This is a genomic window from Nocardia anocheti (assembly GCF_029675105.1).
GTDB lineage: Bacteria > Actinomycetota > Actinomycetes > Mycobacteriales > Mycobacteriaceae > Nocardia.
This window is the reverse complement of the sequence record NZ_JAQQFV010000007.1, coordinates 408,646-423,808: the sequence shown is the minus strand read 5'-3', so window position 1 is coordinate 423,808 and position 15,163 is coordinate 408,646. Positions and strand designations below refer to the sequence as shown.

Here is a 15,163-nt window from a genome sequence, read left to right as displayed (position 1 = left end):
TTCCTCTCCGAACTCCGGGCAGGCCCGTGGCTATGGCTCGCGCGGCGTACGGTTCAGCAGACTACGCACCGAGGGGAAGAAAGCGGGAACATGCGCCGCGTAGGCGCGGTAGGACGCACCGAAGCGGGCGATCAGATCACGCTCCTCGAGAAAGGTGCCGAGCACGATGTATCCGGTCAGGCCGAGCGCCCACACGAGGTGCCCGACAGTGAACTCGCTGGCGAACCAGAAGGAGACGAGCAAGCCGGTCATCAGCGGGTGCCGTACCAGTTTATAGACACCGTTGACCTGCAGCCGGTCCACGGTGGCATCCGGGACGCGGATCACGTACTGGCGGTAGGCCTGGCTGATGCCGAGCAGGTGGAAATGGTTCAGCAACAGCGTCGCCGCGTACACCAGCACGAAACCGATCCAGAACCCGGCGTCGAGGGCGAGACCGAGCGCGCCGTCGGCCGACCAGAGCTGGTGCGGGATCGGCTGCCAGGCCAGCATGACCGTCCACATGACCAGGCAGACCATGAAGATGTAGACCGTGCGCTCGAGCGCCTCGGGCACCCAGCGGGTGATGAAGTCCTTGAACGCGGGCCGCGCCATGCCCGAGTGTTGCAGGCCGAACAGCGCCAGCAGCACCACGTCGATGAGCAGAGCGGGCACGGTCGACAGGTGCGGACCCCGGTCGACGGTCTTGGGCAGCCACCAGCCGCCCGCGAAGAGCAGCATCAGCGGCACCGTGATGCCCGCGATGCCGTAGACGGTGAACGAGATCAGGAAGGGGACGAGCCGCGCGGGGGTGCTCAGCACGCCCCGCGCCTGCTCGGGAGTGATCAGATCCATGCGAACCACGGCAGGTACTTCGACCGCACCGTGCCCTCTTCCAGGCGCTTCTCCAGCTTGGCCTTCCACTGGTTGCCGTACTTCTCGTTGAGGAAGCCGCCGGGCCAGAACAGGCGCCAGCCGGACTGCGCGACCATCCAGTACGGCACGATGACGCCGGGGTTCACATCCCGCATGTAGGCCATCTTGTCCGGGATCTGGCTCCAGTGCACACCCGGGTAGCGGTGGTGCACGCTGTGGTAGCCCTGGTTGAAGATCAGGAAGTTCAGGATGTTGCCCGCGTTGTTGAGCGAGGTGCTCGGCTCGTCGGTGAACCCGCGCGCCGGGGCGTGGCTGAGCCAGGCGAAGTAGCCCGCGTTGACCTGGGTGATGAAGAACGGCACCCAATAGAACAGCACGAAGCGCTCGGTCCCCGCGACGTACCAGACCGCGGCGATCACGGCGGTGTAGACGATCAGGTCGAAGATGAACTGGTGGCGGGTGCGGCGCCGACGCGGGGCCGGGTTGGCGGCGAACACCGTCTTGACGGTGTGCAGCTTGACGATGGTGCCGTAGCGGACCCAGTACCAGATCGCGCCGAGGCCCTTCTCCATGCCGGTGGTCGCGGTCACGTCACCGGGGCCGTCGTTGAACCGGTGATGGTTCAACACGTGCACTTCGCGCATCTCCGCGGCGGTCAGGTTGCCGGGCAGACAGCACAGGATGTCGACGACCCGGTTCGGGAACTTCGACACGAACAGCGGCCGGTGGGTGTGCATGTGCATCACGCCGATGGTCAGCGAGAGGTTCAGCAGCGAGAGCACGATGATCAGCGGGATCGCGATGTACCAGTTCCCGGCGATGGGCACGAACAGGCCCGCCGCGGTCATGCCCATCCACAGCGCGATGTGCAGCAGCGGCCCGATGTTGGAGGCGTGCTCGAGTTTGAACACGCGCCGGGCGAACGGGATCTGTTCGGACGACGTGACATTCGTTCCGGTGCTCATAGCAGAGCTCCTTGACTAGTGGTGACAGTGCTCATGATCGAGTTCCTCATCGAGTTGCTCCGGGACTGGGGGCGAGGGCGGCGAGCTGGAGGCGCGAGGCGAGCGCGAGCATGGCCTCGGGCTGATGGGAGGGCACCCGTTCCATGGCGCCGAAGGCCAGGTGATCGGCGATCATCATGGTGCGGATCTCGGCGTCGGGCAGTTCGCCGGTCAGCGGCTCCTCGGGCAGGGTCCGCACGAGCGCGAAGGTGGTGTCCACGATCAGCGGTACCAGCGAGGTCTGTCCGCCCGCCGGGTCGGCCGCGGCGAGCACCCCGGTCCCCCGGCTCGCGCCGTCGGCGAATTCGGGCGCGGCGTCGAGCATCTGGTGGATCGCGCCGTCGGCGGTGCGGCGCACCCGCTCGAGCATCCTGGTCCAGTAGACCGGCGAGCTGGCGGCGGCCGCGGCCGCGAGGACCGGGCGCCGGTAGGGCGCCGGTGCCCCGACGACCTTGCACAGGAAGGCGTTGGTGGTGATGGTCATGTAGGCCATGGCCGCGCGGGCGCCCCGGCTCGGCGTGCCGGGGCCCAGCCGGGCCAGCAGCGCGAAGCCGCCCAGCGCGGGGGTGAGCAGCTGCAGCATCACCGTGCGGGTCAGTTCCTCACGGTCGGCCACGCCGTAGATCTCGAACTCGTTGTCGCGCAGGTCGTTGGCCGACTGCGCGATGACGGCCACGCAGCCGGTGAGCTCGCGTAGGTCGTCCTCGGGCAGCACGCCGTCGGCGACCAACGTGCACGCGTAGTGGGTGACCCGGCCGAGCACGCCCTCGCCGTAGGCGGTGCGCGCGATCGGGGACTCGATATTGCGGGCCATCACGTCGGCGATGTCCACCAGCACGCTGGCCACCCGGGCGCGCCCGTCGGCCGAGAGCGCGGTGATCAGCGCCTTGATGTCGGCGATGCGGGCGGCCAGCACCCGGTCGACCGCCTCGCTGTCGCGGGCCTCGGTGGCCACGGTGGGCAGCGTCTCGGGGGCGGTGCTGCTGCGTCCGACCAGGTAGTCGGCGGCCGCGCGGACCGCCTCGGCGGCGGTGTCGCGGTCGGCGAGGTCCTCGTAGGCGTCGAGCACGCGGCAGGCGAGCAGGGCCGCGGTGGCCTCGTCGCGCTGGTGGGCGGGCAGGAAGCCCACGGAGATGCCGAGGTTGCGACCGGCCGGAATCAGGGCGAGCCGGGCCAGTTCGGCGGGGGTGGCGGCCGCGCGCAACGCGGCGATGTCGGGGGCGCGGCGCAGCGTGCGCAGCCCGCGGATCAGTGTGCCCACTCGGGTCCCGCTCATCGCGAGATCACCTCCTGCAGGAGTTCGCGCAGGTCCTCGCGCGCGGGGGACGGGGGGAACACCTCGAGTGCCTTGCTCGCGGTCTCGACGGCGGAGATCGCCACCGAGCGGGCGGCCTGGGTGGCGCCGCTGTCGACCAGGTCGTCCTGGAGGGCGGTGGCCGAGGTCTCGGGGTCGAGCCACAGCCGCTCGGCGCCGGGGCGCAGGCCGAGCCATTCGATGACCGGCCAGGTCGGCACCCGTCGTGCCAGGTCGCCGCCCGCGTCCTTGCCCAGCGCGGGCCCGCCCTCGATGTCGCGGACGTCGTCCATGATCTGGAAGGCCATCGCGAGCTGGTCGGCGTACTCCATGAGCGCGTGCAGGCGCTCGATCTCCACACCACCGGCGGTACCGCCGTAGGAACAGGACAGGCGGAACAGGGTGCCGGTCTTGGCGGCGGCCACCATCTCGTAGTGGCGGCGCAGCGCGGCCTGGTCGACCGCGGGCGGCAATGTCTCGATGAGCTGGCCGTAGGACAGGTCCGAGAGCCGGTCGGCGTAGGTGATGCCGGGGGCCTGCCCGACTCCGGCGAAGACCACCGGGTTGTCGGCCAGCACCCGGGCGACGACCTGCAGGCCCGCGCCCGCCAAGTGGAATCCGGCCCTGGCCGAGATCCGCACCCCGAAGGCGGCGGGCACCGAGGGGGCGCCGCGGCGCAGCAGGGAACCGTCACAGATGTCGTCGTGGATCAGCGAGGACTCGTGGAACATCTCCATCGCACAGGCCAGGTCGACCGCGTCGGCCAGCGAGGTGGCGGCCTCCCCCGCCTCGGGCAGCAGTCCCGCGCTGGCCAGCACCAGGCGGGCACGCACCCGCTTGCCCGGCGCGGCCAGGACGTGCTGGTAGATGGCGTCGAAATCCGCACCGGTGAGCAGGATTTCGCGCAACCGGGCGGTGACCAGGGGTAGCTGATCCCGCGGTGACGGTCTCGCGATGACCGCCACCTGCTCGCCCGAGTGCTCCCGGGGTTCGGACGGTAGCGCGTGATTGTCCATAGCGCTGAACTCCTTTGGTGTGGTCACGACGGCAGTCGGGGGCACCCCGGCCGAAGGACCGGAGTCGAGGGAGGGAGGGGGCGGAGTCGTCACCGGGTATCGACATCTCGTTGCTGCCGGGCCGGAGGTTCTCGGTCGCCGCAAGGTGCCGAAAGTATCGTAGCGAGGCATCCAATCGTCAAGTGTTACAACGAGTTTCACGCATTTGTTGTGACAGACCGTAGTCGTAAATGGACGTATGTCAACTCGATGAGCTCGAGAAACCTTGCGGCGCAACGTTTTTCGCATGCGGCAGCGCAGGGTGGCACGACACGACGTGCCCGGTGATGAACGGACGATGAACGCGCACAACGCGTTCGCGGGGACAGGGGTCGGTGGCTACCGAGGGTGTGGGCGCCACGACATTGTGGCCAGCACGGCTCTACTCGCCGGTAACCAAACAAATAGCACTCCATGCCCGCCGACGCGAACCGAGACGGCACCATTGGGAGATCTCCCGAACACGCCCGCCGAGCGGTTTGGCACATTTCCCAGAACAGGGCGGAGATTCGCTTCCGTTACAGTGAGCAGCGTCACAACGCTCGAGATCCACTGGGGCAGTAGACATTTCGGACACGTCTGTAACGTCGCCCGTTCGACCGCCACGCGGACACCCCCGACCACGCTTGACACCCCCTCGCCCACGCAGGACCATGCCCCCATCCGGTGCATTGTGACCCCGACCACACTCGCCGCCCAAGAGGGCACTCATGGCCGCTGCCGTCCCGCCCGCATCCGGTCCACGACCGGTCTCCGCCCCGCGCGGCCCGCGGCTGCGCACGCGCGGCTGGCAGCAGGAGGGCGCGTTGCGCTTGCTGCTGAACAATCTCGACCCCGAGGTCGCCGAACGCCCCGACGACCTGGTCGTCTACGGCGGCACCGGCCGCGCCGCCCGCGACTGGCCCTCCTTCGACGCCATCGTGCGCACCCTCGAGACCCTCGAATCCGACGAGACCCTGCTGGTGCAGTCGGGCAAACCGGTCGGGGTGTTCCGCACGAACGAATGGGCGCCGCGAGTCCTGCTGGCCAACTCGAATCTGGTCGGCGACTGGGCCACCTGGGAGGAGTTCCGCCGCCTCGAGCACCTGGGTCTGATGATGTACGGCCAGATGACGGCCGGTTCCTGGATCTACATCGGTAGCCAGGGCATCCTGCAGGGCACCTACGAGACCTTCGGCGCGGTGGCGCGCAAGAGTTTCGGCGGCACCCTGGCGGGCACCATCACCCTCACCGCGGGGGTCGGCGGGATGGGCGGCGCGCAACCGTTGGCGATCACCATGAACGAGGGCGTCGCGCTGTGCGTGGACTGCGACCCGGCGCGGATCGAGCGCCGGATCGCGCACGGCTACCTCGACACGGCGGCGGAATCACTGGAACAGGCGCTCGCGCTGGCGATCACGGCCCGCGACGCACGGCGGGCCCTGTCGATCGGCGTGGTGGGCAATGCGGCCGAGGTGTTCCCGCGCCTGCTGGCCCTGGACGCGCCGATCGATATCGTCACCGACCAGACCTCCGCGCACGACCCGCTGTCCTATCTCCCGCGCGGCGTCGCGCTCGAGGACTGGCATCGTCTGGCCGAGAAGGACCCGGTCTGGTTCACCGACGAGGCGCGGGCGTCGATGGCGGCGCACGTCGCGGCGATGGTCGGGTTCCTGGACCGGGGCGCGCAGGTGTTCGACTACGGCAACTCCATCCGCGACGAGGCCCGCAAGGGCGGCTACGACCGGGCCTTCGCCTTCCCCGGCTTCGTGCCCGCCTATATCCGGCCGCTGTTCGAGGAGGGGCGCGGGCCGTTCCGCTGGGTGGCGCTCTCGGGCGATCCGGCCGACATCGCCGCCACCGACCGCGCGATCCTGGACCTGTTCCCCGGCGACGAGCACCTGCGACGCTGGCTCACCTTGGCCGGGGAGAAGGTGCGCTTCGAGGGTCTGCCCGCGCGCATCTGCTGGCTCGGCTACGGCGAACGCCACCGCGCCGGGCTGCGGTTCAACGAGATGGTCGCCGCGGGCGAGCTGTCGGCGCCGGTGGCCATCGGCCGCGACCACCTCGACGCCGGATCGGTCGCCTCGCCCTACCGCGAGACCGAGGCGATGGCCGACGGGTCCGACGCCGTCGCCGACTGGCCGCTGCTCAACGCCCTGCTCAACACCGCCTCCGGTGCGTCGTGGGTGTCGATCCACCACGGCGGCGGGGTGGGGATGGGCCGGTCGCTGCACGCCGGGCAGGTCTGTATCGCCGACGGCACCGCGCTGGCCGCCCGCAAACTCGAGCGGGTCCTCACCAACGATCCGGGTTCGGGGGTGATGCGGCACGTCGACGCGGGCTACGAGCACGCCGCCGAGGTCGCCCGCGAGCGCGGCGTGCGTATCCCGATGTGGGAGCGCTGACCCCGCTACAGCGGCATCAGCCGGTGCTTGCGGGGGCCGTGGCGCACGGTCTTGTCGCGCAACAGGTGCAGGGCCTTGCGGATCTCGCGGCGGGTGGCCGAGGGCTCGATGACAGCGTCGATGTAACCGCGTTCGGCGGCGGTCCACGGGGTGGCGATGGTGGCGTTGTAGAAGTCCACCATCTGCTGACGCAGCGCGGGCCGCTCGGCCTCCGGGGTCGCGTCGATGACCCGGCGCTGGGTCAGGCCGACAGCCGCCTCGGCGCCCATCACCGCGATGCGCGCGGTGGGCCAGGCCAGGTTCACGTCACCGCCGAGCTGTTTGCAGCCCATCACCGCGTACCCGCCGCCGTAGGCCTTGCGCACGACCACGGTGACGATGGGCACGGTCGCCTCGACCACGGCGTAGAAGAACCGGCCGCCGCGCTTGATGACGCCGATCCTCTCCTCCTCCACGCCGGGCAGCACACCGGGGGTGTCGACGACGAAGACCAGCGGCAGGCCGAAGGCGTCGCAGAGCCGGATGAAGTGGGCGGCCTTGTCCGAGGCGCGCGCGTCGATGGCGCCGCTGGCGACCAGCGGCTGGTTGGCGACCACGCCGACGCTGCGGCCGTCGACCCGGGCGAAGCCGGTGATCAGGTTGCGGGCCGCGTTCTCGCCCATCTCGTGGAACTCGCCGTCGTCGAAGATCCGCAACAGCACGTCGTACATGTCGTAGCCCGCCCGGTCGGAATCCGGGATCAGCGTGTCGAGTTCGCGGTCGGCGTCGGTGAGTTCGGGTTCCAGGCCGGGGTTGACCACCGGCGGCTGTTCGAAGCAGCTCGACGGCATGTACCCCAGATAGCTTCTGGCCCAGGCGAAGGCGCTGGCCTCGTCCGGGGCGACGTGGTGGATGTTGCCACGCTCGGCTTGGCGGAACGCGCCGCCGAGTTCGTCGAGGGTGACCTCCTCGCCGGTGGTCTCGCGAATGATCTCCGGTCCGGTGACGAACATGTAGGCCGACTCGGTCGCGATGAGCACATCGGTGTTGATCGGTGAGTACACCGCGCCCGCCGCGCACTTGCCCAGCATCAGCGAGACCTGCGGCACCACACCGGACAGCCGCAACTGTTTGCGGCTCATGGCCGCGTACCAGGCCAGCGAGGTGACCGCGTCCTGCACGCGCGCGCCGCCGGAGTCGTTGATCGCGACGAAGGGGCAGCCGATGTCGGCGGCGGCGTCCATGGCCGCGGAGACCTTGCGCCCGAACATCTCTCCGACCGAGCCACCGAAAACCGTTTGGTCGTGGGCGATCACGACGACCGGTCGGCCCTCGACGGTCCCGCGTCCGGTGACCACGCCGTCGCCGTAGAGCGCGGCGGCGACGGCGGGTTGCCGTACCAGCGCGCCGATTTCGAGAAAACTGCCGGGGTCGAGCAGCATATCGATGCGCTCGCGGGGCGAGGGAATGCCCTTGATCGCCCGTTTCGCCACGCCGACGGGCCCCGAGGGCTCGCGCGCGGCGGCCAGGTTCCGGTGCAGCAGTTCGAGTTTCGCGGCTGTCGTGGTCTCCACGGATGCATCCTTCCGACTCGTACGCGGGGTGCGGTGCCAGCGCACCATAGCCCGGTCGGCGGGGTGGTCACGGCCGACGCGACGAGGTGAAAGCGGGTTTTTCCCGAGACGACGCGGGAGCGGAGGGGGTGGAACAGGAGAAATACGCTCCTTTCCACTTTCAATATATAGCGCATACCGGGGCTTGCGGCAAGGCCCCGGGGATGCTGCACAATCGTCGCCTCGGCCTGGAACCGGGCCGAGGTGGAGGTGTGGATCATGCGTGTGGTGTTGTCGACGTTCGGGTCGCGCGGCGATGTGGAACCCCTGGTGGGGCTGGCGGTGCGGCTGCGCGAGCACGGCGCCGAGGTGGTGGTGTGCGCGCCGCCGGACGAGGATTTCGCGGCGCTGCTGGCGGGCGCGGGGGTGGCGATGGTGCCGGTCGGGCCGTCGGCGCGCGAGCTGACCCAGGCACCGCCCGCCTCGGTGTCGATCCCGGAGCGGGCCGCGCAGATCATCGGGGCGCAGTTCGAGGCGGTGGACGCGGTGACCCGCGACGCCGATCTGCTGGTGGCGACCGGGGCGATGCCCGCGGCGGCCGGTGCCCTCTCGGTGGCCGAGCGTCACGGCGTGCGCTCGGTGTCGGTGACCTTCCAGCAGCTCACGCTGCCCTCGGCGCGGCGCGGACCGCTGGCGTATCGGGGTAAGCCGTTTCCGCCGGAGGTCACCGACACGGCCGCGCTGTGGGAGCTCGACGCGCGCCATGCCGACGAGTTGTTCGCGGCGGCGTTGAACACGCATCGGGCGGCGGCCGGGATGGCGCCGGTCGTCGGGGTGCGCGACTACGTGGTCGGGCGGCGGCCGTGGCTGGCCACCGATCCGACGCTGGATCCGTGGACCGGGGCGCCCGGGTTGGCGGTGGTGCAGACCGGGTCGTGGCTGCTGCCCGACACCCGACCGCTGGCGCCGGAGCTGGTGGAGTTCCTGGCGGCGGGGGCGCCGCCGGTGTACGTGGGGTTCGGCAGCATGGCGCTGCACGGGTCGACCGATGTCGCCGAGGTGGCGCTCACGACGGCGCGGGCACTGGGCAGGCGGGTGGTGCTGGCGCGCGGCTGGGCGGAGTTGTCGGCCGAGGGCACCGACGACGACTGCTTCGTCGTCGGCGAGGTGAACCAGCAGGAGCTGTTCACCCGGGTCGCCGCCGTGGTGCATCACGGCGGACAGGGCACCACCACGACCGCGACCAGGGCGGGCGCACCGCAGGTGGTGGTGCCGCAGCTGGCCGATCAGCCGTATTGGGCGGGCCGGGTGGCGGAGCTCGGTATCGGGGTGGCGCACGCGGGCGCGGCACCGACCGTCGACTCGCTGACCACCGCGCTGCGCACGGCCCTGTCCCCCGACACCGCGCGGCGCGCCCGCGAGGTCGCCGGGCTCATCCGCACCGACGGTGTCGCCGTCGCGGCGCGGCTGCTGCTGACGGCGTGACCCGACCCCATCCTTCGACCATCGACACCGAGGAGCACATGTCCAGGCACGAGTACGACGACGAACTACGGTCCGAGCGGGGATACGTGGACGGGCTCTACGCGCGGCTCGACGCCGAGCGCGCGCGGGTCCGTGACCGTTACACCACCGCGTTGCGCGGGGACGGTGGGTCACCGATGGAACGTGAGTTCGAGGTCCGCGCGCTGGCCAAGGAGGCCAAGCGGCTCGATATCGCCGACAACGGGTTGTGTTTCGGCCGCCTCGACGCCGTCACCGGCGAGCACTCCTACATCGGCCGGATCGGTCTGTTCGACGAGGCGAACGATTTCGAGCCGCTGCTGCTGGACTGGCGGGCACCGGCCGCGCGCCCCTTCTATGTCGCCACCGCCGCCAGCCCGGAGAACATGCGCAGGCGCCGCCAGTTCCATTCTCGGGGCAGGCGGGTGGTCGGCTTCACCGACGAGGTGCTGGGCAGGCCCGCCGACGGGGAACGCGGGGACGCGGCGCTGTTGGCGGCGGTGAATGCCCCGCGCGGGGAGGGGATGCGCGACATCGTCGCCACGATCCAGGCCGAGCAGGACGAGATCATCCGGCTCGATCATCCCGGCGTGCTGGTCATCGAGGGTGGTCCGGGCACCGGCAAGACCGTGGTGGCGCTGCACCGGGTGGCCTATCTGCTCTACACCCAGCGCGAGCGGATGGAACGTCAGGGCGTGCTGGTGGTGGGGCCGAATCCGGCGTTCCTGCACCATATCTCGCGGGTGCTGCCGTCGCTGGGTGAGACGAATGTGGTGTTCACGACCGCCGGTGGGCTGCTGCCCGGGCTGGAAGTCACCGCCGAGGACTCCCCCGACGCGACGCGGGTCAAGGGGTCGTTGTCGATCCTGCCGGTGCTCGCGGCGGCGGTGGCGGACCGTCAGCGGTTGCCCGCCGAGCCGATCTCGATCGAACTGGCCGACGTGACCGTGCGTATCGACGCGGCGATCACCGAGTGGGCCCGCGACGAGGCCCGCGCGACCGGGCACCCGCACAATCAGGCCCGCGCCACCTTCCTCGAGGTGCTCACCTGGGCGCTCACCGAGCGCGCGATCGGTCGGATCGGCAAGGGCTGGCTGCGCCGCTCCGACCGCGACGCGTGGGAACAGGTCCGCACCGACCTGTTGACCGAACTCGCCGACACCCCCGCCTTCACCGCCGCGATGGACGAGCTGTGGCCGATCCTGACGCCGGAGACCGTGCTGGGCGAGCTGTACACCTGCGCGCGGCGGCGGGCCGCGGCCGGGGCCGACCCGGCGCTGGCGCGGGCCGACGGTACGGCGTGGACGGTGTCGGATGTGCCGTTGCTCGACGAGCTGATCGATCTACTCGGCCCGCATCAGCCGGTCGACCGGAGCGCCGAGAAGGAGGCGAAGGAGCAGGCGGCCTACGCGGCGGCGGTGCTGGAGAACATGGTCAAGCGCGAGGACATGATGGACGACGAGGACCACCTCTTCGCCCAGGACATGCTCTTCGGCGAGGACCTGGCCGAACGATTCGTCGAACGCGACACCAGGGAGCTGGCCGAACGCGCCGCCGCCGACCGGGACTGGACCTACCGTCACATCGTGGTCGACGAGGCGCAGGAACTCTCGGCCATGGACTGGCGGGTGCTCATGCGCCGCTGCCCCGGCAAATCGTTCACCATCGTCGGCGATCTGGCCCAGCGCCGGTCCGCGGCGGGTGCCACGTCGTGGGACGCGATGCTCGCGCCGTACGTGCCCGGCCGCTGGGTGTACCGGCCGCTGTCGGTGAACTACCGGACTCCGGCGGAGATCATGGCGGTGGCGGCGGCCGTGCTGGCCGAGTTCGCGCCCGAGGTGCGGCCGCCGGAGTCGGTGCGCGCCTGCGGTGTCGCGCCATGGTCGCGCGCGGTGACGTCGGCCGAACTGCCCGGGGCCATCGCGGAATTCGAGCGCGCCGAGGCGGAGCGGGAGGGCACCAGCGTGGTGATCGGCCCGGTGGGCGTGCCGGGGACTGTTCCGGCGTCGGAGACCAAGGGCTTGGAGTACGACGCGGTGCTGGTGGTCGATCCGGAGCGGATCATTCTCGACGGGCCGCGTGGTGCGGCGGAGTTGTATGTCGCGCTGACCCGGGCGACGCAGCGGTTGGGGGTCCTGCACGAAGGGCCGTTGCCGGAGGTGTTGCGTGGGCTGGTCGAGATCGGGTCGTCGGCGGGGGCACCCGCGTAGGCCATGGACCCGGCCACAACACCGGCGCCGCTGTCGTCAGCCGGGGCCGACCGTCTCGGATTCGGCCGCGACGCCAAGTCTCGGCAAAGGCTCGGCGGTCAGCCGAGGGGGCCGGTGACCGATTCCGCGGCTGCTACGAGGGCGCCGGAGGCGGCGAGGGCGACGGCGGCCTCGATTTCCGGGGCGAGGTGGCGGTCGGGGCCGGGGCCGGGGATTCGGGTGCGCAGGGTCGCGATGACGGCGGCGGTGGCGGGGGCCGGGGTGAGGGGGGTGCGCAGGTCGAGGCCGCGGGCGGCGGTGAGGGCTTCGATGGCCAGGACGCGGGTGAGGCCGTCGAGGGCGCGGCGGAGTTTGCGGGCGGCCGACCAGCCCATCGAGACGTGGTCCTCCTGCATGGCCGAGGAGGGGATGGAGTCGACCGATGCGGGGGCGGCCAGGCGCTTGAGTTCCGTGACGAGGGCGGCCTGGGTGTATTGGGCGATCATGTGGCCGCTGTCGACGCCGGGGTCGTCGGCCAGGAACGGGGGCAGGCCGTGGTTGCGGGCGCGGTCGAGGAAGCGGTCGGTGCGGCGCTCGCTGATGCTCGCCAGGTCGGCGGTGACGATGGCCAGGAAGTCGAGCGCGTAGGCGATCGGGGCGCCGTGGAAGTTGCCGTTGGACTCGACCCGCCCGTCGAGGGTGACCACCGGATTGTCCACGGCGGCGGCCAGTTCGCGGCCCGCGACGCGTTCGACGTGGTCGAGGGTGTCGCGGGCGGCACCGGCGACCTGCGGGGCGCAGCGCAGGGAGTAGGCGTCCTGGACGACGGTGCAGTCCGGGGTCGCGTGGCTGGCCACGATCGGCGAATCCGCCAGCAGGCGCGTCATATTCGCGGCGGCGACGGCCTGGCCGGGGTGCGGGCGCAGGGCCTGGAGGTCGGCGGCGAAGACCTTGTCGGTGCCGAGCAGGCCCTCCACGCTCATGGCCGCGGTGACGTCGGCCAGACGCAACAGTGCGCGCAGGTCGTGGCAGGCCAGCACCAGCATGCCGAGCATCCCGTCGGTGCCGTTGATCAGCGCCAGACCTTCCTTCTCGGCGAGTTCGACCGGCGCGATGCCCGCCGCCTCCAGTGCCGCCGCCGCGGGCAGCGCGACCCCCTCGGCATCGCGGACGGTGCCCTCCCCCATGACCGCCATGGCGACATGGGCCAGCGGCGCGAGGTCACCGGAACAGCCGAGACTGCCGTACTCGGGCACCACGGGGGTGATCCCCGCCGACAGCAGCGCCGCGTAGGTCTCGGCCACCACGGGCCGCACCCCCGTGTGCCCGGTGGCCAAGGTCGACAGGCGCAACAGCATCATCGCCCGCACCACCTCCCGTTCCACCTCGGCGCCGGACCCCGCGGCGTGCGAGCGCACCAGACCCCGCTGCAACCGGGTGCGCAGCTCGGGCGGGATGTGCCGGACGGCGAGCGCGCCGAAGCCGGTGGACACGCCGTAGACCGGTCGCGGGTCGGCGGCGAGCTCCTCAACGCGGGCACGACTGGCCGCGATGGCGGTCAGCGCCTCGCCCGACAACCGCACCGCGGCTCCCTCGCGCGCCACCCGCACGACCTCGGCGGGTGTCACCGGACCGGTCCCCACCACGACCGGCGCGGTGTTCGGATCGCTGCTCACGACGCTTCTCCTCTCGACTCGAACGCACCCGCCGCCGCGGAGCGGGCTCACGGTCGGCCGCGAAAGCTCCCGCCCGCAGGCTGTCCAGTAGGCCCACAGTAGGTCGCGAACGCACCCCGCTCACGGACTATCCAGCGCACCCACAGTCGGGCGCGAAACCACTCGTTCGCAGGCTGCCGAGCACGCCCGTGGACAGGCACGAAACCACCTGCTCGCGCAGCTACCAACGCGCCCACGGTCAGGCATGAGACCCACCCGTTCACGTTCTGCCCAGCGGCCCACAGTCGGGTGCGGAAGTACCCGCTCGCGGGGTGCCCAGCGGGCCAAGGGCGGTCGCGCTACACCCTGGACCGTCGCCGATCTGCGCGGTCCGGTGCGGCGCGTGTCCGCGTGCTGCTCGCTCGGTTCGGCTAAACCTGTGTGTGCAGGCGCACAGTAGCGCTCGGCGGCCCGGTCCGGGGCGCATCCCGTCGCGAGGAGGATCCGTGTCCACCATCGTGTTGACCGAGATCGGCAGCCTGGTCACCAATGATCCCGCGCTCGGCGACGGGCCGCTCGGGCTGCGTCACGACGCGGCGGTGGTCTTCGACGGCGAGCGGGTGGTGTGGGTCGGGGACAGCGCCGCCGCTCCGGCCGCCGACACCGGGATCGCGCTCGACGGGCGCGCGGTCCTGCCGGGTTTCGTGGAATCCCACGCGCACCTGGTGTTCGCCGGGGACCGCGCCGAGGAGTTCGCCGCGCGCATGGCCGGGCGGCCCTACGGCGCCGGGGGCATCCGCACCACCATCGCCGCGACCAGGGCCGCGAGTGACGACGAACTGGCCGCGAATCTGCGGCGGCTGCTGGCGGAGTCGCTGCGCGCGGGCAGCACCACCGTGGAGTGCAAGAGCGGCTACGGGCAGACCGTGGCCGACGAACTCCGCGCGGTGCGGATCGCGGGCACGGTCACCGACGAGGTGACGCTGCTCGCCGCGCACGTCCCGCCCCCGGAGTACGCCGGACGCGCCGACGACTACGTCGCGATGGTGGTCGAACAGATGGTCCCGGAGTGCGCGCCGCACGCGCGCTGGATCGATGTCTTCTGCGAGCGCGGCGCCTTCGACGCGGACCAGTCCCGCGCCGTGCTCACCGCCGGGATCGCGCACGGGCTGGTGCCGCGCGTGCACGGCAATCAGCTGCACCACGGTCCGGGTGTGCGGCTGGCGGTGGAACTGGGCGCGGCGTCGGTGGATCACGTGGTGCACGTCGAGGCCGCCGACCTCGACGCCCTCGCGGGCGGCGACACCGTCGCCACCCTGCTGCCCGGCGCCGACTTCTGCACGCGCAACCGCTATCCCGACGCGCGCGCCCTGCTCGACGCGGGCGTCACCGTCGCCCTGGGCGCGGACTGCAATCCGGGCACCAGCTACACGACGAACCTGCCCTTCTGTCTCGCGCTGGCAGTGCGGGAGCTGCGGATGACGCCGGACGAGGCCGTCTGGTCCGCGACGGCGGGCGGCGCGAAAGCCTTACGCCGCACCGATATCGGCGTGCTCTCCCCCGGCGCCAGGGCCGACGCGATCGCCCTGGACGCGCCCTCCCACCTGCACCTGGCCTACCGTCCCGGTGTCCCGTTGATCAGCCGGGTGTGGCGTGGCGGCACACTCGTCGTGACGAACTGAGGGTCGC

Annotated in this window: 10 protein-coding genes; 4 read left to right on the top strand and 6 right to left on the bottom strand. The window is 71.2% G+C overall.

Annotated features, from left to right (window positions below; translation table 11 throughout):
• Nucleotides 1-30 precede the first annotated feature (30 nt).
• The 4 genes from QC180_RS20970 to QC180_RS20955 are packed head-to-tail and all read right to left on the bottom strand — an operon-like array spanning nucleotide 31 to nucleotide 4,169.
• A complete protein-coding gene (locus tag QC180_RS20970) occupies nucleotides 31-834 on the bottom strand; it encodes a methyltransferase family protein (protein ID WP_278264481.1) in 804 nt (267 codons plus the stop codon).
• On the bottom strand, nucleotides 825-1,820 hold the full coding sequence (locus QC180_RS20965; protein ID WP_278264480.1) for a fatty acid desaturase: 996 nt from the start codon (nucleotides 1,818-1,820) through the stop codon (nucleotides 825-827). Before QC180_RS20965 ends, QC180_RS20970 begins: the two co-directional genes overlap by 10 nt.
• A 46-nt stretch (nucleotides 1,821-1,866) precedes the next feature.
• A complete protein-coding gene (locus QC180_RS20960) occupies nucleotides 1,867-3,135 on the bottom strand; it encodes a hypothetical protein (protein ID WP_278264479.1) in 1,269 nt (422 codons plus the stop codon).
• Complete coding sequence (locus tag QC180_RS20955; RefSeq protein ID WP_278264478.1) at nucleotides 3,132-4,169, bottom strand: polyprenyl synthetase family protein; 1,038 nt, start codon at nucleotides 4,167-4,169, stop codon at nucleotides 3,132-3,134. Before QC180_RS20955 ends, QC180_RS20960 begins: the two co-directional genes overlap by 4 nt.
• Before the next feature lie 749 nt (nucleotides 4,170-4,918).
• Here QC180_RS20955 and hutU point away from each other — a divergent pair.
• A complete protein-coding gene (gene hutU, locus QC180_RS20950) occupies nucleotides 4,919-6,595 on the top strand; it encodes a urocanate hydratase (RefSeq protein WP_278264477.1) in 1,677 nt (558 codons plus the stop codon).
• A gap of 5 nt (nucleotides 6,596-6,600) precedes the next feature.
• On the opposite strand, the gene QC180_RS20945 is transcribed toward hutU, so the two are convergent.
• On the bottom strand, nucleotides 6,601-8,148 hold the full coding sequence (locus QC180_RS20945) for an acyl-CoA carboxylase subunit beta (protein WP_278264476.1): 1,548 nt from the start codon (nucleotides 8,146-8,148) through the stop codon (nucleotides 6,601-6,603).
• A gap of 258 nt (nucleotides 8,149-8,406) precedes the next feature.
• Between QC180_RS20945 and QC180_RS20940 the strand changes: the two genes are divergently transcribed.
• Both QC180_RS20940 and helR read left to right on the top strand, forming a co-directional pair.
• The gene (locus QC180_RS20940) at nucleotides 8,407-9,612 is read left to right on the top strand and encodes a glycosyltransferase (protein ID WP_278264475.1); all 1,206 of its coding nucleotides are present in this window, start codon (nucleotides 8,407-8,409) and stop codon (nucleotides 9,610-9,612) included.
• Nucleotides 9,613-9,650: 38 nt separating this feature from the next.
• On the top strand, nucleotides 9,651-11,840 hold the full coding sequence (gene helR, locus QC180_RS20935) for an RNA polymerase recycling motor ATPase HelR (protein WP_278264474.1): 2,190 nt from the start codon (nucleotides 9,651-9,653) through the stop codon (nucleotides 11,838-11,840).
• Nucleotides 11,841-11,938: 98 nt separating this feature from the next.
• Here the strand turns inward: helR and hutH are convergent, their stop codons facing one another.
• Nucleotides 11,939-13,495: a histidine ammonia-lyase gene (gene hutH / locus QC180_RS20930; protein ID WP_278264473.1), complete on the bottom strand. Its 1,557-nt coding sequence runs from the start codon at nucleotides 13,493-13,495 to the stop codon at nucleotides 11,939-11,941.
• A 485-nt stretch (nucleotides 13,496-13,980) separates the two neighbouring features.
• Here hutH and hutI point away from each other — a divergent pair, with 485 nt between their 5' ends.
• Nucleotides 13,981-15,156, top strand: a complete 1,176-nt coding sequence (gene hutI / locus QC180_RS20925; protein ID WP_278264472.1) for an imidazolonepropionase — start codon at nucleotides 13,981-13,983, stop codon at nucleotides 15,154-15,156.
• Nucleotides 15,157-15,163 lie beyond the last annotated feature (7 nt).